This window comes from Helicobacter pametensis ATCC 51478 (genome assembly GCF_000518225.1).
Taxonomy (GTDB): Bacteria; Campylobacterota; Campylobacteria; order Campylobacterales; family Helicobacteraceae; genus Helicobacter_G; species Helicobacter_G pametensis.
The window spans coordinates 81,866-104,422 of the sequence record NZ_JADE01000010.1 but is presented as its reverse complement, the minus strand read 5'-3'; the positions used below and the strand labels follow the sequence as shown (position 1 = coordinate 104,422).

16 protein-coding genes, 2 tRNA genes and 3 rRNA genes are annotated in these 22,557 nt (G+C 42.3%); 15 read left to right on the top strand and 6 right to left on the bottom strand.

What is annotated here, in order from left to right; all coding sequences use genetic code 11:
• Window positions 1-311 precede the first annotated feature (311 nt).
• From rrf to T391_RS0103800, 6 genes are all read right to left on the bottom strand, one after another.
• Window positions 312-427: ribosomal RNA gene (gene rrf, locus T391_RS0103825) — 5S ribosomal RNA — on the bottom strand.
• Between the two features lie 213 nt (window positions 428-640).
• Window positions 641-3,679 (bottom strand): 23S ribosomal RNA (locus T391_RS0103820).
• A 339-nt stretch (window positions 3,680-4,018) separates the two neighbouring features.
• Window positions 4,019-4,094: transfer RNA gene (locus T391_RS0103815), tRNA-Ala, on the bottom strand.
• Window positions 4,095-4,097: 3 nt separating this feature from the next.
• A tRNA-Ile gene (locus T391_RS0103810) sits at window positions 4,098-4,174 on the bottom strand.
• 88 nt (window positions 4,175-4,262) lie between these two features.
• Window positions 4,263-5,762 (bottom strand): 16S ribosomal RNA (locus T391_RS07885).
• The 16S, 23S and 5S rRNA genes sit together here with 2 tRNA genes alongside, the layout of an rRNA operon.
• Window positions 5,763-6,549: 787 nt before the next feature.
• Window positions 6,550-7,593: a cytochrome-c peroxidase gene (locus tag T391_RS0103800; RefSeq protein ID WP_027327224.1), complete on the bottom strand. Its 1,044-nt coding sequence runs from the start codon at window positions 7,591-7,593 to the stop codon at window positions 6,550-6,552.
• 161 nt (window positions 7,594-7,754) lie between these two features.
• On the opposite strand from T391_RS0103800, the gene T391_RS0103795 reads away from it, so the two are divergent.
• From T391_RS0103795 to T391_RS0103725, 15 genes are all read left to right on the top strand, one after another.
• Window positions 7,755-8,582 (top strand): peptidylprolyl isomerase, encoded by an 828-nt coding sequence (locus T391_RS0103795; protein WP_034583748.1) that lies wholly within the window; start codon window positions 7,755-7,757, stop codon window positions 8,580-8,582.
• A 1-nt stretch (window position 8,583) separates the two neighbouring features.
• Window positions 8,584-9,645, top strand: coding sequence for a tetratricopeptide repeat protein (locus T391_RS0103790; RefSeq protein ID WP_034583745.1), 1,062 nt, complete (start codon window positions 8,584-8,586; stop codon window positions 9,643-9,645).
• Window positions 9,620-10,051 carry a ribonuclease HI gene (rnhA, locus tag T391_RS0103785; protein ID WP_027327221.1) on the top strand — a complete coding sequence of 144 codons (432 nt, stop codon included), beginning with the start codon at window positions 9,620-9,622 and terminating at the stop codon, window positions 10,049-10,051. The genes T391_RS0103790 and rnhA overlap by 26 nt, the downstream gene beginning before the upstream one ends.
• Window positions 10,045-10,713, top strand: a complete 669-nt coding sequence (rnc, locus tag T391_RS0103780; RefSeq protein WP_027327220.1) for a ribonuclease III — start codon at window positions 10,045-10,047, stop codon at window positions 10,711-10,713. Before rnhA ends, rnc begins: the two co-directional genes overlap by 7 nt.
• Window positions 10,710-11,747: a chorismate synthase gene (aroC, locus tag T391_RS0103775; protein ID WP_027327219.1), complete on the top strand. Its 1,038-nt coding sequence runs from the start codon at window positions 10,710-10,712 to the stop codon at window positions 11,745-11,747. Before rnc ends, aroC begins: the two co-directional genes overlap by 4 nt.
• A 36-nt stretch (window positions 11,748-11,783) precedes the next feature.
• Window positions 11,784-12,116, top strand: a complete 333-nt coding sequence (locus tag T391_RS0103770) for a DMT family transporter (protein ID WP_027327218.1) — start codon at window positions 11,784-11,786, stop codon at window positions 12,114-12,116.
• Window positions 12,116-12,427 carry an SMR family transporter gene (locus T391_RS0103765; protein ID WP_027327217.1) on the top strand — a complete coding sequence of 104 codons (312 nt, stop codon included), beginning with the start codon at window positions 12,116-12,118 and terminating at the stop codon, window positions 12,425-12,427. Before T391_RS0103770 ends, T391_RS0103765 begins: the two co-directional genes overlap by 1 nt.
• Before the next feature lie 25 nt (window positions 12,428-12,452).
• Complete coding sequence (gene panB, locus T391_RS0103760) at window positions 12,453-13,235, top strand: 3-methyl-2-oxobutanoate hydroxymethyltransferase (RefSeq protein ID WP_027327216.1); 783 nt, start codon at window positions 12,453-12,455, stop codon at window positions 13,233-13,235.
• Window positions 13,235-14,251, top strand: a complete 1,017-nt coding sequence (gene ruvB / locus T391_RS0103755; protein ID WP_027327215.1) for a Holliday junction branch migration DNA helicase RuvB — start codon at window positions 13,235-13,237, stop codon at window positions 14,249-14,251. Before panB ends, ruvB begins: the two co-directional genes overlap by 1 nt.
• A 9-nt stretch (window positions 14,252-14,260) precedes the next feature.
• The gene (locus T391_RS0103750) at window positions 14,261-15,289 is read left to right on the top strand and encodes an AI-2E family transporter (protein WP_027327214.1); all 1,029 of its coding nucleotides are present in this window, start codon (window positions 14,261-14,263) and stop codon (window positions 15,287-15,289) included.
• Window positions 15,290-15,395: 106 nt separating this feature from the next.
• Window positions 15,396-17,027, top strand: a complete 1,632-nt coding sequence (locus T391_RS0103745) for an L-lactate permease (protein ID WP_034583742.1) — start codon at window positions 15,396-15,398, stop codon at window positions 17,025-17,027.
• A 10-nt stretch (window positions 17,028-17,037) separates the two neighbouring features.
• Entirely contained in the window at window positions 17,038-17,766 is a 729-nt protein-coding gene (locus T391_RS0103740; protein WP_027327212.1) for a (Fe-S)-binding protein, read from the top strand.
• A gap of 9 nt (window positions 17,767-17,775) precedes the next feature.
• On the top strand, window positions 17,776-19,197 hold the full coding sequence (locus tag T391_RS0103735; protein ID WP_027327211.1) for a LutB/LldF family L-lactate oxidation iron-sulfur protein: 1,422 nt from the start codon (window positions 17,776-17,778) through the stop codon (window positions 19,195-19,197).
• Window positions 19,190-19,816, top strand: coding sequence for a LutC/YkgG family protein (locus T391_RS0103730; RefSeq protein ID WP_027327210.1), 627 nt, complete (start codon window positions 19,190-19,192; stop codon window positions 19,814-19,816). The genes T391_RS0103735 and T391_RS0103730 overlap by 8 nt, the downstream gene beginning before the upstream one ends.
• Before the next feature lie 103 nt (window positions 19,817-19,919).
• Window positions 19,920-22,556 carry a valine--tRNA ligase gene (locus T391_RS0103725; RefSeq protein ID WP_034583740.1) on the top strand — a complete coding sequence of 879 codons (2,637 nt, stop codon included), beginning with the start codon at window positions 19,920-19,922 and terminating at the stop codon, window positions 22,554-22,556.
• The last annotated feature ends 1 nt before the right edge of the window (window position 22,557 follow it).

The following is a 22,557-nucleotide window of genomic DNA, read 5'->3' as shown; positions in this document are numbered from 1 at the left end:
AATCTAGATGCCCTCGATGCATCCACGGAAGCATCAATAGCACCGCTCCGCAAAGAATAATACCAAGATAGCTCAAGACAAGAATCTGTATGCTTTTTAGGCGAATCTCAAACATCTAATCCTCTCATCAAAAGATCAATTATACTCCCTTTTCAAGACACACTAAAACAAGCTAGATCCACTCAACTCAATAAGCAGAAGCAAGACAAGACAAGACAAGACAAGACAAGACAAGACAAGACAAGACAAGACAAGAATTAAAGCATAAATTAAAAGATAAAAAATCATAGAAGAAAAAAGAAGTAATCCCAACCCTGCATCGACCTACATTCCCACACTTGAAAAGTGCAGTATCATCAGCGATGAGGAGCTTAACTTCCAGGTTCGGAATGGAGCTGGGTGTGACCTCCTCTCTATAGACACAGGGAAAAGGGAGAAGAAGATAAGATCTTATCCTCTACTCCCTTTTCTAGGGATTAGAATTGTATCTTGTTTATAGCCCAATCTAAGAAAAATACAAACTAGTTTTTAAGCAAAAATTTAAAAACTTCATTTTCACTTTTCCTTTTTTAGTAATAAGCATACACTCAATAAGGCAGTGAAGACATCATTGACTAGCAATTCATATGCTTCTTTGAATAAAAATAAGCCAAACGGTCTATTAGTATTGGTCAGCTAAATGTATTACTACACTTACACATCCAACCTATCAAGCAAGTAGTCTTCTTGCGACCTTCAGGGAAAGTTTATCTTGGAGTTGGCTTCCCGCTTAGATGCTTTCAGCGGTTATCACATCCATGCGTAGCTACCCAGCGATGCTCTTGGCAGAACAACTGGTACACTAGTGGCATGTCCATCCCGGTCCTCTCGTACTAGGGACAGCTCTCCTCAACTTTCCTACGCCCACGGCAGATAGGGACCGAACTGTCTCACGACGTTCTGAACCCAGCTCGCGTACCGCTTTAAATGGCGAACAGCCATACCCTTGGGACCTGCTCCAGCCCCAGGATGCGATGAGCCGACATCGAGGTGCCAAACCTCCCCGTCGATGTGAGCTCTTGGGGGAGATCAGCCTGTTATCCCCGGGGTACCTTTTATCCTTTGAGCGATGGCCCTTCCACACAGAACCACCGGATCACTATGACCGACTTTCGTCTCTGCTCGACTTGTTTGTCTTACAGTCAGGCTGGCTTATGCCATTACACTCAACTTGCGATTTCCAACCGCAATGAGCCAACCTTTGCAAGCCTCCGTTACTTTTTAGGAGGCGACCGCCCCAGTCAAACTACCCACCAGACATTGTCCTGCTTGAGGATAACTCAAGCCAGTTAGCAGACAGAAACATTAAGGGTGGTATCTCAAGGATGGCTCCATCTCCACCGGAGTGAAGATTTCAAAGCCTCCCACCTATCCTGCGCATAATGCTCCCATCGGCAGTGTCAAGCTGTAGTAAAGGTCCACGGGGTCTTTCCGTCTTGCCGCGGGTAGGAGGAATTTTCACCTCCACTACAATTTCACTGAATCCCTGGTTGAGACAGCTCCCATCTCGTTACGCCATTCATGCAGGTCGGTATTTAACCGACAAGGAATTTCGCTACCTTAGGACCGTTATAGTTACGGCCGCCGTTTACTCGGGCTTCAATTCAAAGCTTCACCTTGCGGCTGACTAATCCTCTTAACCTTCGAGCACCGGGCAGGCGTCACACCTTATACTTCCTCTTACGAGTTTGCAAAGTGCTGTGTTTTTGGTAAACAGTCGGGAGGGACTCTTTGCTGAGACCACATTGCTGTGGCACACCTTATCGCGAACTTACGGTGCTAGTTTGCAGAGTTCCTTAACCAGAGTTCTTTCACGCGCCTTAGAATACTCATCTCATCTACCTGTGTCGGTTTGCGGTACGGGCAACATTAGCTAAACTTAGAAGCTTTTCTTGGCACGACGGTATCAGTGATTCTCTCTTCCATCCGAAGACTTCAAAGAGCCTGTCAGGTTTGTGATACAGGAGCGGATTTGCCTCTCTCCCAACTTACACCTTTCGACCAACTATTCCATCAGTTGGCTCACCTAACCCTATGCGTCCCTCCATCGCACACTAATGTTGGTATAGGAATATTAACCTATTTGCCATCGCCTACCCCTTTCGGACTCGGCTTAGGACCCGACTAACCCTACGATGACGAGCATCGCGTAGGAAACCTTAGACTTACGGCGAATATGATTCTCACATATTTTATCGCTACTCATTCCTGCATGCTCACTTCGCATCGCTCCAGCACTCCTTGCCGGTATACCTTCAACGCTGATACGAACGCTCTCCTACCACTACACGGCACAATTTAAACTATCTTGAGCATCAAATTTTTATTTGATTTTTTACTGATCCTTTTTCTTTGACTTCTTTTGAACAAGAAAAAGATTTCAAAATCAAATAAAAATAAAACTCTAAATTTTTTAAGTTTGACACAACTAGATAATCTAAATTGTGCCGTGTAATCTACAACTTCGGTGTCTATCTTAGCCCCGTTATATTTTCAGCGCGCAATCACTAGACCAGTGAGCTGTTACGCTTTCTTTAAAGGATGGCTGCTTCTAAGCCAACCTCCTGGTTGTCTAAGTAACTGTACATCTTTTTCCACTCAGAATAGAACTTTGGGACCTTAGTTGGTAGTCTGGGTTGTTCCCCTCTTGACGATTGATTTTATCACCCACCGCCTGACTCCCAAGATACGGTAATAGGTATTCGAAGTTTGACAGGGTTTGGTACCGCGGTGAGCAGCCCTAGCCCAATCAGAGCTCTACCCCCTATTACTATCACTTGAGGCTATACCTAAATATATTTCGGAGAGAACCAGCTATCACTGAGTTTGTTTGGCCTTTCACCCCTATCCACAGCTCATCCCAACCCGTTTCAATGGGTACGAGTTCAGTCCTCCATAAGCTATTACACTTACTTCAACTTGGCCATGGATAGATCACTCAGCTTCGGGTCTGCAGCATCTGACTAAGCGCCCTTTCAGACTCGCTTTCGCTACGGCTTCGCGTTTGCTTAACCTCGCCAGATACCACAACTCGCAGGATCATTATGCAAAAGGCAGTCCGTCACCCTGATATAAATCATAGGGCTCCGAATGATTGTAGGCAGATGGTTTCAGGTTCTATTTCACTCCGCTCACTGCGGTTCTTTTCACCTTTCCCTCACGGTACTTGTTCGCTATCGGTCAAAGAGTAGTATTTAGGGTTGGAGAGTGGTCTCCCCTGCTTCAGCCCGGATTTCACGTGTCCTGGCCTACTCTGGATCCTGCTACCTAGAAATAATCTTTCGTATACGGGGCTATCACCCTGTGTCGCCAAACTTTCCAGATTGTTCTACTAGATTATTTCAGTGGATGTTGCAGTCCTCAACCCCGAATGCAAGCATTCGGTTTGCCCTCTTCCCCGTTCGCTCGCCGCTACTAGGAGAATCTCGTTTGATTTCTTTTCCTCTAGGTACTGAGATGTTTCACTTCCCTAGGTTCGCTCCATTTAAGGTAATGCATATCTCTATGCATTGGGTTGCCCCATTCGGAAATCTACGGATCAAAGCTTCTTGACAGCTCCCCGTAGCTTATCGCAGTCTAGTACGTCCTTCATCGCCTCTCTTTGCCAAGGCATCCACCATCTGCCCTTAAAAGCTTATTTTCATATGCTTTCAAAGTCTCAATAAAACTGCTTATGAATCAATGATTTTCTAAGTCTCACTGCCTTATTGAATGTATGGACAATTTCATCTAAGAATTCCTTCCTAAATGTCTTCATTCTTACTTTCAATAAGATCAGAGTTATTGTAGTCTTATTACTATAGGCTATTAACAATGATAATTCAAATAACACTTAGACTTAAAGTCTAATTTAAATCTTTAATCTCCTAAGATTTAAAGAATCTCTTAGCTTTTTTCTAATCTTTTCTGAAATTTCTAAGATTCTTTATCTAAGATCAAAAACTTAAATTAGACTTCTTGAGATTAGATCCTCATCAAATGGTGGAGAATAGCGGGATCGAACCGCTGACCTCCTGCGTGCAAAGCAGGCGCTCTCCCAGCTGAGCTAATTCCCCTAATGGTGGGCTTAGGAGGACTCGAACCTCCGACCTCACCCTTATCAGGGGTGCGCTCTAACCACCTGAGCTATAAGCCCGCATGCACTAAAGATAAATAATCTCTGAAGACTAAGCAAAAGATGTCAAGCTGAAGCAAGATAAATGAATATCTGCTTATTTCTCTTGAAAGGAGGTGATCCAACCGCAGGTTCACCTACGGTTACCTTGTTACGACTTCACCCCAGTCGCTGCATCCGCCGTGGACGGTAGCCAGTTTAGCATCCCGGCTTAAGGCGAATACAACTCCCATGGTGTGACGGGCGGTGAGTACAAGACCCGGGAACGTATTCACCGTGACATGGCTGATTCACGATTACTAGCGATTCCAGCTTCATGTAGTCGAGTTGCAGACTACAATCCGAACTGAGAGATGTTTTTGAGATTTGCTCCACCTCGCGGTATTGCGTCTCTTTGTACATCCCATTGTAGCACGTGTGTAGCCCTAGGCGTAAGGGCCATGATGACTTGACGTCGTCCTCACCTTCCTCCTCCTTACGAAGGCAGTCTCCCTAGAGTGCTCAGCCGAACTGTTAGCAACTAAGGACGAGGGTTGCGCTCGTTGCGGGACTTAACCCAACATCTCACGACACGAGCTGACGACAGCCGTGCAGCACCTGTTTTCAAGCTCTGGCAAGCCAGCACTCCGCTATCTCTAGCAGATTCTATCAATGTCAAGCCTAGGTAAGGTTCTTCGCGTATCTTCGAATTAAACCACATGCTCCACCGCTTGTGCGGGTCCCCGTCTATTCCTTTGAGTTTTAATCTTGCGACCGTACTCCCCAGGCGGAATGCTTAATGCGTTAGCTGCATTACTGCAGAGACAAGCTCCACAACAACTAGCATTCATCGTTTAGGGCGTGGACTACCAGGGTATCTAATCCTGTTTGCTCCCCACGCTTTCGCGCATCAGCGTCAGTAATGTTCCAGCAGGTCGCCTTCGCAATGAGTATTCCTCTTGATCTCTACGGATTTTACCCCTACACCAAGAATTCCACCTACCTCTCCCATACTCTAGAGTAGTAGTTTCAAATGCAGTTCTATGGTTAAGCCATAGGATTTCACATCTGACTTACTACCCCGCCTACGCGCTCTTTACGCCCAGTGATTCCGAGTAACGCTTGCACCCTCCGTATTACCGCGGCTGCTGGCACGGAGTTAGCCGGTGCTTATTCGTTAGATACCGTCATAATCTTCTCTAACAAAAGGAGTTTACAATCCTAAAACCTTCATCCTCCACGCGGCGTTGCTGCTTCAGGCTTTCGCCCATTGAGCAATATTCCCTACTGCTGCCTCCCGTAGGAGTCTGGACCGTGTCTCAGTTCCAGTGTGTCCGTTCACCCTCTCAGGCCGGATACCCGTCATAGCCTTGGTGAGCCATTACCTCACCAACAAGCTGATAGGACATAGGCTGATCCCATAGCGAAAAACTTTCCCTCGTAAGGAGTATCTAGTATTAATCACCGTTTCCAGTGGCTATCCCAGACTATGGGGCACATAACCTATGCATTACTCACCCGTGCGCCACTAATCCACTCTCTAGCAAGCTAGAGAGCTTCATCGTTCGACTTGCATGTATTAGGCACGCCGCCAGCGTTCACTCTGAGCCAGGATCAAACTCTCCATAAAAACTTTTATGGAGTTTGTCCAAAGAAAAATCAATGGCTAAACTCTCCATAAAAATAGAATTGTTTGTCCTAAAACTCTGTTATGTCAAAAATCACAAGTTATAACTTCAATATAGAATAAATCTATACGGGTTATAAGAGTTGTAAATATATTAGACATCAGAATATTAAGTTTGTTTCTTTTAGTTTTAAGTCATAAAAGAAGACTTTACACTCAACATTCTTTTGCTTAGTTGTCAAAGATCATTATCTAAAGTTATTTGATTAAAGGTTTAAAATGAAAACTAAACTTAAGTCAATTTAGCTCTATAATAATTAGAGAGCAAACTAACATAAATGAAGAAGTTTCATTTATTTATCTAAAATCACAATAAAAATAAATAGAACACACCAACAAGGCAAAACAAAACAATCTTTCTAAAAAAGACAATAAGACTTTTAACCCTTAGAGTTAAAAGGTTACCGTCAAATCTTAGGGAGATTAAAGCGTCTCACCGACTTGGGAAGTGGAATAATACACTAAAAAAAATGAAAATGAGCAAGAAATTTTCAAAAAAATGAATTTTTTTAGAAAAGAGGGGGAAATGGGGAGGGGGAAGGGATATATAGTATACATTAATAATATATATTACATAACAATCAAAATAAGAACAAAAACTTGAATTTTGAATAACCAAATATCTCAGATATATTTTTCATCACTTAATATAACAAGATTTAACAAAGAGGATCCCCCTCCCTCCCTCTCCTCTTGTGATCCTCGTATTTTGACGATCTAAAGAATAGGTTTAAAAAATCGGCTTGGGTGTGTTTTCTCCATTGGCTGGAAGAATTGGATAAATGATCTGAGGCTTTTTGCCTGTGAGAGTCTTCAAAAATGTCTCAATTTTTTGAGCTTCTTCATCGCTGATCGCGATATCAAGCTGAATAGAGCCCATTTCTTTGATCGCATCTTTGAGCTCCCAAAATGCTCCATTGTGAAAATAAGGCATCGTCTCAGCAACATTTCTTAGTGTGGGAACTTTGATCAGCCCATCTTTGTCTCCCTTGAATCCACCGATATTGGCAAACCGATAAGGCTTGGCCACTGCAAAGGGCTGCATCGTCCCTCCAAGATTCACACCACTATGACAACTCGCACAACCTTTGTCGATAAATGTTTTGAGTCCCTCCTGCTCTTCTGCACTCAATGCCTTAAGATTGCCTGACATAAATTCATCATACCGACTTGGTGTCACAAGCGTAGTCTCAAAAAGTGCGATGCTATCAGCAATCAGCTTGAAATCGATCTTGGTGTCTTTGCCATAGGCTTTTTGAAAGGCTTGGATATAACCTGGGATTGATGTGATTTTTTGGACGACTAGTTCTGGTGGGGCAGACATCTCGACATCACTTTGGATAGGACCTTGGGCCTGATCTCCTAGATTATGAGCGCGTCCATCCCAAAATTGCACAGCATTAAACAAAGAATTATAAACCGTGGGCGAGTTGAGTGCACTCGGGTTGGCTTGCCATTTGTGTCCGATCGCAGCAGGCACAAGATCTGATCCACCAAGTGCTAGATTGTGACAGGTATTGCATGAGATCAGATTGGATGATGAGATCCTTGGATCAAAATAGAGCATCTTGCCTAGCTCGATCTGCTCTTTGGTTAGGAGTTTTCTGGATCGAATTCCTAGTTCTTTGACCTTTTGCATTTGAATCTCTTTGAGTTTTTTGCCTTTTGGCATCGCCTCAAGACCAGCATCTTTGGCCATCTTGAGCACATCTTCTGCACTTCCAGCGATTAGCAAAGCAGAGCACGCAATGGAAATTCCAAGTAGTTTTTTCATTTTGTATCCTTTGTGTTAAAAATAGAAGCATTAATTATAAATAATAATTTTTATCTTCTAATAAAGAATTTTAATTTATCCCAAACAACTGATACTTACTTTATTTGAGATAGAATCAGGCTTTTGTTTCACTCTAAAATCTACAATATTGAAGGATCTATATGCGTTTTGCTCCTTTTATCTTGCTTGCTCCACTTGTGGCTCTAGCCTCCACGCTCATTGATGGAATCGCATTTAAGGTCAATAATTATCCCATCACGATCTATGAGCTCACTCAACTCCAAAAGGAGAAGAAAATCTCAAAAGCCCAAGCCAAACGCCTCCTCATCCTCAAAGCAATCAAACACCAAGAGGCTGAACGCCTCCAAATTGTCGCGGATGAAGTCGCGATCGACAAACAAATTGAAACAGCAGCTTCGATGCAGGGAATCAGCAGGGATAAATTTATCGCCAATATGATCAGCAGTGGCTACTCTTATGAGGAGTTGCGAGAATTTTATAAAGAGCAGATTCAAGAAGAGCTTCTCACACAACGCATCCTCTCAACCAATCTCAAAATCATCGATGAAAAAGAATTGCGCAAATATTTTGATGAGCATAAGCAAGAATTTACTTTGCCCAAAGAGGTCGTCGTCGTGCAATATGCTGCACAAAATGACAAGATGCTTGCTCAAGCGATCAATAATCCTTTGATTCAAACTCCAGGAGTCAATAAGAGAGAAGAGCGTATCTCCCTCTCAGGGATCAATCCTCAAATCGCTCAAATGTTTGCACAAACCAAAAAGGGACAATTCACCCCAGTGATCAATAATGGAGGTGCATCTCTCTCTTTCTATATCAAAGAGAAAATTGGAAGTATTGTGATGCCTTTTGATCAAATGAAGCCTATCATCATGCAGCAAGTCGTCCTCTCCCGCAAAGATGCAATCTTGCAAGAATACTTCGATCGCCTCATCACAAGTGCATTGATTACCAATATTCGAGATTGAGATGGGGGATCTCAGCCATATTTATCGAGATCCTTTATTTGGGATTGCTATTCTTATCGCCATCATCGCATTTGCAATTTTGACGGACTATTATCGCAGTTTCTATAAAAAGCGCAAAAAAGAAAAATCCCTCAATGCCCTTGTGAAATCCTATGAGCACAATGGACTTTTTGATGGAATCGCAGAGTTTTTAAAAGTCTCCAAAGATCCGATTCCTACTCTATTGTTCCTTGCCAAAGGGCATAGCCAAAGTGGAGATAATCAGCAAGCTATCAAACTCTATCTCACGCTCCTAACACAGATAGAAGATCCTTCTCAAAAACTAGAGATTCTTGAAAGTCTAGGAGAGACTTATTTCAAAGCAGGCTTTTTGCAAAAGGCTAAAGAGATTTTTTTGGAAGTTTTGTCCAACAACCCGCGTAGCATCAAAGCACTTTTTAAGATCATCGAACTCTATGAGACACTAGGTGAATATCAAAATGCACTTGATGCACTGCATTGTCTTGAGGAAAATGTCGAGAATCCTTCTTCTAAGGAAGAGGAAAAATTGCTGCTATTGCAAGATTATTTACAGACACTGAAACTCTTACAAGATCATCAACAAGCCGAGCAAGAAAAACATCGCGCACTCCTACGCATCCTCTCCAAACAACCCAAGCTCTCACGCATCATTCTCACATACTTCAAAACAACTCATTTGCCAACTTTTTGGGAATCCCTGCCCTATCAAGAATGGCAAAATCATATTGATTTGCTTTGGGATTTCCAAGTTGAGCAGATCCCACAAAAAATCATCTCAAATTCCCCAGCGATTGAGGTTTTTCAAGCCAAGGACTACTATCCAAGCAAGGGATGCTCAAACTTCGCCCTTGAAATGTATCGACTTTTCTCCCAATACTCTGCTATCAAGATCCAGCTTGGATTTGCTTATCGATGCAAGGATTGTTTTGGAGAATTTCCTTTTGATAACTTTAGATGTCCATCCTGTGGAGAGCTTGGAATGATGGATCTAGTTTTGAAACCTCAAAAGATGCGTAATGAAAAAAATTTCTCTCTTTTGTGATGGCTCTTCACTAGGCAATCCAGGGGCTGGAGGATGGTGTGCGATCTTGCGCTATGGACAATATGAGAGAATCATCAGTGGAGGCAAAGCCCATGCTACAAATAATCAAATGGAACTCTTAGCCGTGCTTGAAGCCTTGAAAATTCTCAAAGAACCATGCGAGATTATGTTATATAGCGATTCCAAATATGTGTGTGAGGGCATTAACTCATGGCTAGCCAATTGGATCAAAAAAGGATTCGCGCAAGTCAAAAACCCAGAGCTTTGGCAAGAGTTTTGCCAACTCTCTAAACATCACAAAATCACAGCCCATTGGGTCAAGGGTCACGCAGGACATATAGAAAATGAACGATGTGATCAAATTGCAAGAAATGAAGCAAGCAAAATAAAAGGAAGTTTATGTTAGATACGCTACAAAAAACGATCAATTACAGATTCAAAGATCAAGCATTGCTAGAGTGTGCTATGACACACAAAAGCTGTAAAAAACTTTTTAATAATGAGCGGCTTGAGTTCTTGGGAGATGCAGTCGTAGATCTCGTAGTGGGTGAGTATCTTTTCGATCGCTTTCCTCGCTATCAAGAAGGAAAACTCTCCAAAATCAGAGCCTCTATCGTCAATGAAGAGGGACTAACAATCCTATCTAAGGCTATTGGACTCAATCAATGCATCTATCTCTCTGCCTCAGAGGAAAGTAATCATGGGCGAGAAAAGCCCTCAATTTTGGCTGATGCTTTTGAGGCATTGATTGGGGCGATATTTTTAGAATCAGGCTTTGAAGAAGCCAAGAGAATCATTCTTTTTTGGGTGAAGAAATTTTATGATTCTATAGATTTTGATCAAATCATTTCAGATTACAAAACGAGCCTACAAGAGCTAACACAAGCACAATTTGGAGTGATTCCAGAATATATCTTGCTCCAAGAGATGGGACCTGATCACAAAAAGAGCTTCAAAATGGCGATCCAAATCGCAGGCAAAGAATATGCCCAAGCCACAGGGACAAGCAAAAAACAAGCTCAACAAGAATGTGCCAAAATCGCCTATAAAATCTTACAGCACTCATGAATACCTTTGGCCAAGCCCTCAGACTTACTACATTTGGAGAATCTCATGGTCAGGCTGTGGGAGGCGTGCTTGATGGAGTCCCAGCCAATTTAGAAATTGATTTTGATTTGATCAAACAATTAGTTCAACGACGCAAAGGTGGGCAAAACCCCTATGTCACACCACGAGCAGAAGAAGATGAAGTAGAGTTTTTGAGCGGAATCTTTGAAGGTAAGAGCACAGGTGCACCCATCGGCTTTGTCATCAAAAATCAAAATATCCAAAGCAAAGACTATCCCAAAGGACTTTTGCGCCCCTCACATGCGGATTTTACCTATATTCACAAATATGGACACATAGACCATAGGGGGGGTGGGCGCAGCAGTGCGCGAGAAACCCTTGTGCGTGTCGTTGCCTCAGGCATCATCGCTCCACTCCTTCAAGGGATCAAGATTGAGAGCGGAATCTATGCAATTGGTGAAATTGAAGCTCGACAAATTGATTTTGATCATGCCAAAACAAGTGAAATTTTCTCCCTTGATGCCAACCAAGAAGAAAAACAAAAAGCCTATCTTCAAGAAATACGCGCTCAAGGCGATAGCATCGGTGGAGTCGTATGCGCTAGAGCAAAAGGCAAGCTTCTTGGACTTGGAGAGCCCCTCTATCACAAGCTTGATGCTCAGCTTGCATGGGCTATGATGGGGATCAATGGAGTTAAGGCTATCGAGATTGGTCAAGGATTCCAAGCATCCAAAATGCGTGGCTCACAATATAATGATCCCATCACCCCTCAAGGCTTTGCAAGCAATCACTCTGGAGGGATTTTGGGAGGGATTGCCAATGGAGAAGAAATCCTCATCAAAGTCTATTTCAAACCCACGCCTAGCATCTCACTCCCTCAAACCTCCATCAATGCCCTCCATCAACCCATCACAATCCAAACCAAAGGGCGGCACGATCCATGTATCGCTATCCGTGGGAGCGTCGTCGTAGAGGCGATGATGCGGCTTGTCCTTGCAGATATGGTCTTGCTAACCAATCGAGATTTTGGCTAGAATCAAAGTTTGCAATTTACCAAACAAAGGATAGTTATGAAGCTTAGAAGTTGGTGCTTTTTGATTCTGGCGATTTTGACAGAAGTGCTTGCTACAAGCTTACTCAAACTTTTTGAGGGGGATACCCTTGGATATTTAGTTGTTTTTGCACTGATTGGAGTGTCTTACTATTTTATGGCTCTCTCTCTTAGGAGTATCCCTGTGGGGGTAGCATATGGGATGTGGGAAGTTCTTGGGGTGAGCTGTATTGTCGCAATTGGAGTGTTTTTCTATGGAGAGATTTTAAGCACTGCCCAAGCCATCGGACTTTCCCTTGCAATCCTTGGAATCATCTTGGTCAATCTTGGTCACAAGGAGGATCACGCATAATGGGATATCTATATATCATTGTCTCTGCTCTACTTGACATCATCGCCAATATTTTGCTTGGCAAATCACAAGGGTTTGCAGACAAAAGACTTGGGATCTTGGCAATCTTGCTTGTATTTCTAGCCTTTTATGTCCTATCTCTTGCCATCCAAGCGGGGATCAATCTAAGCATCGCCTATGCATCATGGGGAGCACTTGGTGTGCTTGGGACTAGTCTTGGTGGGGCCATCATTTTGAAACAAAAAATGAAACCCATCGGCTGGCTTGGAATCATCTGTATCATCATCTCTGTTATTTTGCTCAACTTTTAACCCCTATTTACATAGAAGGAAAAACATGACAACAATCAATACAATTCAGAAAAAAAAAGGGATTGAGAAAATCACAGCAATCACTGCCTATGATGCACTCTTTGGTCGAATCTTTGACTCATATGTGGATTTTATCTTGGTTGGAGATAGCCTGTCTCAAAGCTTTGGTGGGCACAAGGACACTTTGGCGATTGGGATTGATGAGATGATCTATCACACCAAAGCAGTTTGCAAAGGTGCCAATCAGTCTCTTATCGTTGGTGATATGAGTTTTGGAAGCTATCAAAATGAAACTATGGCCATCAAAAATGCGGTGAGATTTTATAAGGAAACACAAGCTGGAGCAATCAAGCTTGAGGGTGGAAGTGCGCGAGCCAAGATCATCCAAAGTATCATCCAAGAAGGGATTGCAGTGATGGGACATATCGGTCTGATGCCTCAATTTGCCCGAAGTGAAGGAGGATACAAAATCAAGGGCAAAGATGATCAAAGCATCACTCAGCTCAAAGAAGATGCACTAGCTCTCCAAGAAGCAGGAGTTTTTGCCATCGTGCTTGAGGGGATCAAAAGCGAAGTTGCCACAGAAATCACTCAAATGCTTACTATCCCTACCATTGGGATCGGAAGTGGGGCAAATTGTGATGGACAGATTTTGGTGTGGAGTGATGCATTTGGATTTTTTACAGAATTTAAGCCCAAATTTGTGCGCCGCTATCTTGAGGGAGAACAGATCCTCAAACAAGCCCTTCAAGCCTATATCGATGATGTCAAAGCACAACGATTCCCTTCTCAAGAAGAGAGCTATTGATGGAAAAAATTGGACTTGATGAGAGAATCGTCGAGGTTGAAAAAATCTCATTTGATGAGCAAGGTGAAATCTCTCTTCGCCCAAGTATTTGGGAAGATTACATCGGACAAGAACAAATCAAAAAAAATCTTCAAATCTTTATCCAAGCATGCAAAAAACGCCAAGAATGCTTAGATCACATTTTGTTTTTTGGCCCCCCTGGACTTGGCAAAACCACACTCAGCCATATCATCGCCTCAGAAATGGGAGCGGATATCAAAGTCACAGCTGCTCCAATGATTGAAAAAAGTGGGGATTTGGCAGCAATTTTGACTAACCTCAATGAGGGGGATATTTTGTTTATCGATGAGATTCATCGTCTAAGTCCAGCAATTGAAGAGATTCTTTATCCTGCGATGGAAGATTTTAGACTAGATATCATCATTGGCTCTGGCCCTGCTGCCCAAAGTGTCAAGATCGACATCGCAAAATTTACCCTCATTGGAGCCACAACACGCGCTGGAATGCTAAGCAATCCACTCAGAGATCGCTTTGGCATGAATTTTAGAATGCAGTTTTACAGCACAGAAGAGCTCGCTAGAATCCTCACTATCGCTAGCCTCAAACTCCAAAAGCCACTCAGCACAGAGGGAGCGCATGAGATTGCAAGACGCTCAAGGGGCACGCCAAGAATTGCCCTAAGACTCCTTAAGCGCGTCAGAGATTTTGCTGATGTGGCAGAAGAAAATGAAATTAGCTTCACAAGAGCGCAGTTTGCTCTCTCAGAACTTGGAGTCAATGAACATGGCTTTGATGAGCTGGATCTGAGATATCTTAGAATCTTGGCTGAAAATCAAGGCAAACCCATCGGTCTCTCAACACTTGCAGCGGCAATGAGTGAAGATGAAAGCACCATTGAAGATGTGATCGAGCCCTATTTGCTCACACATGGCTATTTTGAGCGAACAGCTAAGGGAAGAGTTGCGACTGCCAAGACCTTTGAACTCTTTGGGGGGATCAAAAGAAGCTTGTTTTAGGATAGAGAGATGAAACCTATTTATTTTTTCTGGATTGTATTTATCGCAAGTGTGTATGCCATGGCGCAGTTGTATCATGCTTTTTTGCTCAATATGCTCATCGCATTTTTGCTCTGTGTTTGCACCTATTTTCTCAAAGATTTTTTTGATCGCTATTTGAAGTGGAATTGGCTCTCCTCACTTGCAAGCGTGACAATCGTCGTGGCAAGTTTTATCCTCCCTCTTTACTTCATCGCCACTAAAGGATTTCATTTTCTCTCCACTCTTGATCAGGCAAGCTTCAATCATTTCATCGATTCGACCAAGGCTGAAATCCTTCTATGGCTAAGTGATTTTCCTGGAATCGCTGCCAAGATCAAAACCTTCCTCAATGAATTCTCAGGCAATTCAATCCTTGGTCACGCACTTTCTATGAGTGCGAGTATCGCTAAGTGGAGTGTCGCATTTTTGACAAATCTTGGCTTTATTGTGGTGTTTATGTATTTTTTCTTCTATTACGCCAAATCATTTTCAAACTACATTCTCAAGCTTATCCCACTCAGTCTGGATCAAACCATGGGAATCTACAATGAAGTCAGTGGGGTGCTCAATGTGGTTTTTTTCACATCTTTGATCAATATTTTTCTTCAAGGATTTTGCTTTGGGGTGATGAGCTATTTCTTTGGCTATGATGGGTTACTTCTTGGGATCCTTTATGGAATCGCATCACTTGTGCCAATCGTTGGAGGAGCACTTGTCTGGATCCCTGCTGCATTCTATCAGCTCTATCTCAAAGACACAAGTGGAGCGATTTTCATCGCAATCTATGGCGCGATCTTTATAGGAATCGTGATCGATAATATCATCAAGCCAATCCTCATCTCTATCGTCAATAAACATCTCATCAAAACATCCATCACCATCAATGAGATGCTGATCTTCTTTGCCATCCTTGCTGGACTCAATGTATTTGGATTTGCTGGTATCATCATCGGACCTGCTGCCACGGCATTATTTATCGCACTTCTTAGAATCTATGATGCCAATTTTAGAAACTGATACCAAATAACACAAACACATAGAATTATTTGAAAAAAAATATTGATTTTTATCCAATCTCTTATTTTTAGACAACAATAATCTTACTTTTATCTAAGGAGATTTTATGTTGCATACACTGCTGGCATTTCTGCCTATTCTTACTATTTTGATCCTTATGGTTGGATTCAAGCAATCCTCCAAATTCTCACTCAGTCTTTCGCTGATTCTAAGTGTCGCAATCTCACTCTTTGCATGGAAGATGAGCGGTATAGACATCGGTGCTTATGTGCTTTTTGGATTTTTGAAAGCCTTTGATATTTTAGTGATTGTTTTTGGAGCAATCCTCATCCTCAATACCCTCAAATTCAGTGGAGGTATGAACTCCATCAATCGAGCCTTTAGCGCCATTTCCACAGATCGACGCGTGCAAGTGATCATCATTGGTTGGGCATTTGGTGCATTTATTGAAGGGGCTGCTGGATTTGGGACACCTGCTGCCCTTGCTGCTCCCCTTTTGATTGGACTTGGATTCCCTGCCCTTGCTGCGGCAATGAGCGCTCTTATCCTCAACTCAAGTCCAGTGAGCTTTGGGGCTGTTGGAACTCCCACAAATGGAATCCAAATCAGCATCGCTTCTCTTGTTGGATCAGAAAATATCACCTCATATATGCAAGAAGTCACTGTCTTGACGGCTTTGATCCATTCTGTCGCTGCTATGATCATCCCCACACTTGTTGTGTTTTTGCTTGTTAAATTTTTTGGCAAAAACAAAAGTTTCAAAGACGCTCTTCCTATCTTGCCCTTTTCGATTTTTGCCTCCCTTATGTTTGTCATCCCCTATTTTCTGATCGCTAAATTTGGAGGATTTGAGATTCCTTCATTGGTTGGAGGATTGATCTGTCTTGGAATCCTAATCCTTAGTGCAAAAATTGGCTTTTTGACACCCAAAGATTCTTGGGATTTTGATTCTCAGGATCGATGGCCAAGTTTTTGGGTCGGATCACAAAAAAGTGAATCTCTGCAAGGCAGTAAACACATCAATATTTGGCTTGCGTGGCTTCCCTATCTTTTGATCAGTCTCATTCTTGTCCTCACTCGAATCCCACAAATTGGTCTCAAAGACTATCTTACATCACTCAAAATCTCTTTTCCTGAGATTTTTGGCGTTGCCAATACAGCCTATAGCTTTGCCTATGGGTATCTTCCAGGGATTATCCCCTTTATCCTTGTGGCCATCTTGACAATCTTTTTGCACAAGATGAAAGCCCAAGAAGTCAAAATGGCTTGGAGTGCGACATTTAAGCAAGTGGGGGCAGCGGTGATTCCTTTGTGTGCTGGTGTGGCGATGGTGCAACTCATGGTCAATACAGGCAATAATCCTCAAGGATTTGAATCTATGCTTAGAGTGATGGCAAAGTTTTTTGCTGATATTTCTGGCCAAGCCTATGTGGTTGTTTCACCCTTGATTGGTGTGCTTGGAGCATTTTTCTCAGGATCCAATACAGTCTCTAACCTCTTATTTGCTCCACTCCAATTTGAAGCCGCTTCACTTGTAGGACTCAAAACTCAAGTCATCATGGCTTTACAAAATATTGGAGGAGCTGCAGGTAATATGATTTGTATCAATAATATCGTTGCGGTATGTGCGACTGTGGGACTGATTGGAAAAGGAGAGCATCGTCTTTTGACTTATAATATTTTGCCATGCCTACTCTACTGTCTCATTATCACGACAACTGCGATTTTTTTACTTTAAGGAGAGAATGATGAAAGTTTATTTTTTTGGCACATGTCTTGGAAATATCGCATATTCCAAGGCTCTTATCAGCTCAGTCAAGCTATTGCAGCACTTTGGAGCCACAGTGATCTACAAAAAAGATCAGAGCTGTTGCGGACAACCTAGTCTCAACTCTGGATATTATGAAGAAACACGCAAAATCGCTCTAGCCAATATTGCGCTCTTTAATGAACCCTATCCGATCATCGTCCCATCTGGATCATGTGCTGGTGCGATGATGCATGACTATATCCAACTTTTTGAAAACACCCCTCACGCCCAAGAGATTCAAGAATTTAGCTCACGCGTTTATGATCTAAGCGAATTTCTACTCAATCAACTCAATGCTAAGCTCCTAGATCAAGGAGAGAAGACAAGAGTCACATGGCACTCCAATTGCCATGCGCTCAGAGTCACCAAATGTACAGAAGCATCCAAAAGTCTCATCAGAATGCTTGAAAATGTAGATCTCATCGAGCTTGAGAGAGAAGAGGAATGCTGTGGCTTTGGGGGAACCTTCAGTATCAAAGAGCCAGAAATCTCCAAAACCATGGTTGAAAAAAAGATCGCAGATATTTTGAGTCGTGATGTGGAATATGTGATCAGTGGAGATGGGGGATGTTTGCTCAATATCAGTGGAGCGATGAAAAAAATGGGATGCCCCACCAAGCCTATGCATCTTTATGAATTTTTGGCTCAACGCATAGGGCTAGAATAAGGAGATAAGATGGAAGCAAGAAAACTAATTTCAGAAAAACTCAATGATTCTCAACTAAGACAAAATTTAGATTTTGCGATGAGTTTGCTGCAAACCAATCGCAAAAAACTCATCAAAGAGCGCTATGGGGATTGGGAAGGGCTTCGTGAAGAGGGACGCAAAGTCAAACAAAACGCACTCTCAAGACTCCCAGAGCTTCTCCAAAGATTTGAAGAAAAAGCGACACAAAATGGAATCCGAATCCATTGGGCAAGTGATGCCAATGAAGCCAACAAAATCATCTATGATCTAGCCAAACAACACAATGTCACCAAGATTCTCAAAGGCAAATCAATGGCAAGTGAAGAGATTCACTTCAATGCCTACCTCAAAGAGCGCGGAATCAAAGCAATAGAGACAGATCTAGGAGAGATCATCATCCAACTCATCGATGAGCCCCCTGTGCATATTGTCGTGCCAGCTGTGCATAAAAATCGCTATGAGATTGGAGAGATTTTTGAAAAACACCTTCATGTGAAGCGCTTTAGCGATCCACAAGATCTCAATGCTGTAGCAAGAACGCATCTGCGTAAAGAATTTAAAGAATTCAAAATGGGACTTTCTGGAGTGAATTTTGCAATCGCCAATGAAGGAGCGATTTGGCTTTTGGAAAATGAAGGAAATGGGCGTATGAGCACAACTGTTCCTGATATTCATGTAGCAATTTGTGGGATTGAAAAAATTGTAGAAACTTTTGATGATGCTGTGATTTTGGATACTTTGCTCATCCCCTCAGCCACAGGTCAGGGCATCACATGCTATAACAATATCATCACCTCTCCTCGCAAAGATGGAGATCTAGATGGACCACGAGAAGTACATGTCATCTTGCTTGATCATCATCGCAGTGATATCCTCTCTCACAAACACTACTCCAAAGCCCTTAGCTGCATTCGTTGTGGAACTTGTATGAATCACTGCCCAGTCTATGAAAAGGTTGGTGGGCATGCCTATGGCGCAACCTATCCAGGTCCGATAGGAGAGGTTATCTCACCTCAGATTTTTGGGATCGATAAATATGGCTATATTCTCAATCTCTGCTCACTTTGTGGTCGCTGCTCTGAGGTATGTCCAGTCAAGATTCCTTTGGCTGAAATGATTAGGGATTTGAGGAGTGAAAAAGTCGGACAAGGAAGTGGGGAAGAGATCCTTGGAATCTCACGCGTCAAACCCAAGGTGAGTGAAAAAATCGGCTTTAAGATTTTTGCATTTCTCGCCTCCACTCCTTGGGCATGGAAACTGATGCTTTGGAAAGTGCGGCTTTTAGGACCCCTAGGCAAGCCCTTTGCATCTATTTTCCCCATGCTCAAACAATGGACCTCATGCAGAGCCTATCCCCAAATTGATGCCAACTTCCAATCCCAAAAATTAGAAGGAGTGATCTATGAGTAAAGCTCAAATCTTACAAAACATCACAAATGCACTCAAACACAATCCAATCCCCAATCAGAGAGCAAGCTATACAGATATCATCCTTCCAGTCCATCAAGACAAGATCCAAGAATACAAACGCCTTCAAGAATTCAATAAGGCTGTTGTTTTTGATATTCAAGAGGCAGAAATTTCTCAAACCCTACACAATATTTTCCAAGATGAACAAATCTCGCAAGTCCTAATCCCTCCAAGTCTCCAAAAGCGCTTTGATTTTTCCATCCCAACACTCATCTATGATCGCCCCATGGAAGAAATCAAAGATGAGTTATTTAGTGTTCCTTGCGGGATTGTAGAAGCTGATTATGGGATCTCAAATCTAGGCGTAGTGGCACTTACCTCAAGTCATATTCAGCCAAGACTCCTCTCTCTTATCACACAGCACTGCATCATCTTGCTCCAAAAAGAGAGAATTCTTGGAAATCTTGCACAAGCCCTCACAGAGATCAAAAAGCATCACCCCATGATTCTTCCTAGCAATATTTTGTTTATCGCTGGACCATCGCGGACAGCTGATATTGAACTGCAAGTAGTCTTTGGGGTGCATGGTCCTCAAAAAGTCTATGTGATTTTATATTGATTGGATTCCAAGTTTCTTTGGGATCCCTCAAAACAAGCATATAATCCACTCCAGATTGCTAAAATTCCAATCTATAAATCCACCAATCATCAAGAGAGAAAAAATGAAAAATTACACACCTAGTGAAATTGAATCCAAAATCTATCAAACCACCAAAGAAAGAGGCTATTTTGAAGTCCAAGGCAATGCAAAAATCGCCCAAGAAGGAAAATATTTTGCCATTATGATGCCACCACCTAATGTCACAGGCGTGCTTCATATCGGACATGCTTTGACCTTCACACTCCAAGACATCATCACGCGATACAAAAGAATGCAAGGCTATATCACACTCTATCAACCCGGCATGGATCATGCAGGGATCGCCACTCAAAATGTCGTAGAAAAACAACTCTTGGCTCAAGGAATCAAAAAAGAGGATTTGGGCAGAGAGAAGTTTGTAGAAAAAATTTGGGAATGGAAAGAGCAAAGTGGGGGTGCAATCCTCTCTCAAATGGAGCAACTTGGAATCTCTCCAGCTTGGAGCAGATTGCGCTTCACTCTTGATGATGGACTGAAAAATGCCGTAAAAGTAGCATTTAAGCAATGGTATGAACAAGGCCTAATCTATCAGGGCAACTATATGATCAACTGGTGCACTCACGATGGAGCACTCTCAGATATCGAAGTGGAATATGAAGAAAATCAAGGCAAGCTCTATCATTTGCGTTATCCCATCAAAGATTCAAAAGAAGTTCTAATCGTGGCCACAACGCGTCCTGAGACATTCTTTGGGGATAGTGCTGTGATGGTCAATCCCAATGACTCTCGCTATAGTCATCTAGTGGGGGAAAAAGTGATTTTGCCCCTACTTAATCGCGAGATTCCAATCATTGCTGATGAGGCTGTAGATATGGAGTTTGGGACAGGATGCGTCAAAGTCACTCCAGCCCATGATGTCAATGACTATGAAGTGGGCAAACGCCACAAGCTTGAATCTATCACCATCTTTGACAAAAATGGCATTCTCAATGAATATGCTGGAGAATTTCAAGGAATGGAGAGACTTGAAGCAAGAGAGGTGATTGTGCAAAGACTGCAAGAGGCGGGCTTTGTCCAAAAGATTGAAGACTATACCAACCAAGTAGGGAAATGCTATCGCTGTGGGAATATCGTAGAGCCCTATATTTCCAAACAATGGTTTGTCTCTCCTGAGATTGCCAAAGGTGCGATTGAGGCTATCAATGAAGGCAAAGCTCAGTTTTTCCCATCTCAATGGAAAAATAACTATAACGCTTGGATGAGAGAATTGCGTCCTTGGTGCATTTCAAGGCAACTTTGGTGGGGACATCAGATTCCTGTGTTTTATTGTGAATGTGGAGAGCAATTTGTCAGTCTAGAAGATTCTCCAACTTCTTGTCCAAAATGTGGAGGAAAGCAAATCACCCAAGATCCTGATGTGCTTGATACTTGGTTTAGCTCTGGGCTTTGGGCTTTTAGCACTCTTGGATGGGGAAATGGGGATTGGGGCAAGGGAGAGCTATGGCAAGAGGAAGATTTGAAGAAGTTTTATCCAAACTCTCTGCTTATCACAGGCTTTGACATCCTTTTCTTTTGGGTAGCTAGAATGCTTCTAAGTGGAGAATCTACTCTCAAAAAAGTGCCATTTAAAGACATCTATCTTCATGCGCTAGTCAGAGATGAGTTTGGACAAAAAATGAGCAAAAGTAAGGGCAATGTCATCGATCCGCTTGAAAAGATTCAAAGTCATGGAGCAGATGCTCTGCGTTTCGCCCTAGCTTATTTATGTGCTCAAGGAAGGGATATCAAGCTTTCAAATAAAGATCTTGATCTTGCAAAAAATTTTGCCAACAAAATCTTCAATGCCGGTAATTTCTTGCTTCTCAATCTGGAACAAATGGGGATTATGGACGGATTTAAAGAACTAGAGAAATTTGAGACAGAACTCGGACAATATATGCATGTTCAATTGCAAAAAACCGTAATAGATCTTAGAAAAGCTCTAGATGCATATCGTTTCGATGAGGGAGCAAATCTTTTATATAGATTTTTATGGGGAGAATTTTGTGATTGGGGAATTGAACTTGCTAAGGCGAGCAAAGAGAGTATCCGAGAGCTTGGCAGTGTCTTTCTCACTTCCATGAAGCTTTTGCATCCCTATATGCCTTTTTTGAGTGAGCATCTTTATCACAAACTTAGAGGCACAAACCTGGAGGATGAAGAGAGTATTATGATTTCCAAATTTCCTGAAAAAGTTTTGTTTGATATTGGCATCTTGAAACAATTTGAAATTATCAAGGACATTATTATATCTATTCGACGCTTAAAGCTTATGTTGCAGAGCAACAATCAAACCATTGATAGTGTTTATATAAAAACCTTTACACCCCTACAAGGGGTCTATCAAAAGATAGTCTCAAAATTTATCTGCAAGCTTGCCAAAGTAGAATCTTGTGAGTTTGTAGAGAGCAAACCAAGCAATAGCATCGGTGATGTGGGAGAAACATGCGAGTGCTTTCTCTCGCTTGAAAACATTGATTTGAGTGGGATAAAAAACCGCCTAGAAAACCAAAAGATCAAACTTGAGGCAGAGGTAACCAAACTTAATGCAATGCTAAGCAATGAAAAATTTGTCCAAAATGCACCAGCTGAAGTATTGCAAATCAATCAAGATGGACTTGCAAAAGCACAAGAAAAACTTCAAAAGATCCAAATTCAACTCCAAACCTTAAAGAGATAAT

Coding starts and splice junctions, on each gene's coding strand:
- T391_RS0103800 (WP_027327224.1), bottom strand. CDS start 7,593: ATGAAAAAACTACTTGGAATTTCCATTGCGTGCTCTGCTTTGCTAATC.
- T391_RS0103795 (WP_034583748.1), top strand. CDS start 7,755: ATGCGTTTTGCTCCTTTTATCTTGCTTGCTCCACTTGTGGCTCTAGCC.
- T391_RS0103790 (WP_034583745.1), top strand. CDS start 8,584: ATGGGGGATCTCAGCCATATTTATCGAGATCCTTTATTTGGGATTGCT.
- rnhA (WP_027327221.1), top strand. CDS start 9,620: ATGAAAAAAATTTCTCTCTTTTGTGATGGCTCTTCACTAGGCAATCCA.
- rnc (WP_027327220.1), top strand. CDS start 10,045: ATGTTAGATACGCTACAAAAAACGATCAATTACAGATTCAAAGATCAA.
- aroC (WP_027327219.1), top strand. CDS start 10,710: ATGAATACCTTTGGCCAAGCCCTCAGACTTACTACATTTGGAGAATCT.
- T391_RS0103770 (WP_027327218.1), top strand. CDS start 11,784: ATGAAGCTTAGAAGTTGGTGCTTTTTGATTCTGGCGATTTTGACAGAA.
- T391_RS0103765 (WP_027327217.1), top strand. CDS start 12,116: ATGGGATATCTATATATCATTGTCTCTGCTCTACTTGACATCATCGCC.
- panB (WP_027327216.1), top strand. CDS start 12,453: ATGACAACAATCAATACAATTCAGAAAAAAAAAGGGATTGAGAAAATC.
- ruvB (WP_027327215.1), top strand. CDS start 13,235: ATGGAAAAAATTGGACTTGATGAGAGAATCGTCGAGGTTGAAAAAATC.
- T391_RS0103750 (WP_027327214.1), top strand. CDS start 14,261: ATGAAACCTATTTATTTTTTCTGGATTGTATTTATCGCAAGTGTGTAT.
- T391_RS0103745 (WP_034583742.1), top strand. CDS start 15,396: ATGTTGCATACACTGCTGGCATTTCTGCCTATTCTTACTATTTTGATC.
- T391_RS0103740 (WP_027327212.1), top strand. CDS start 17,038: ATGAAAGTTTATTTTTTTGGCACATGTCTTGGAAATATCGCATATTCC.
- T391_RS0103735 (WP_027327211.1), top strand. CDS start 17,776: ATGGAAGCAAGAAAACTAATTTCAGAAAAACTCAATGATTCTCAACTA.
- T391_RS0103730 (WP_027327210.1), top strand. CDS start 19,190: ATGAGTAAAGCTCAAATCTTACAAAACATCACAAATGCACTCAAACAC.
- T391_RS0103725 (WP_034583740.1), top strand. CDS start 19,920: ATGAAAAATTACACACCTAGTGAAATTGAATCCAAAATCTATCAAACC.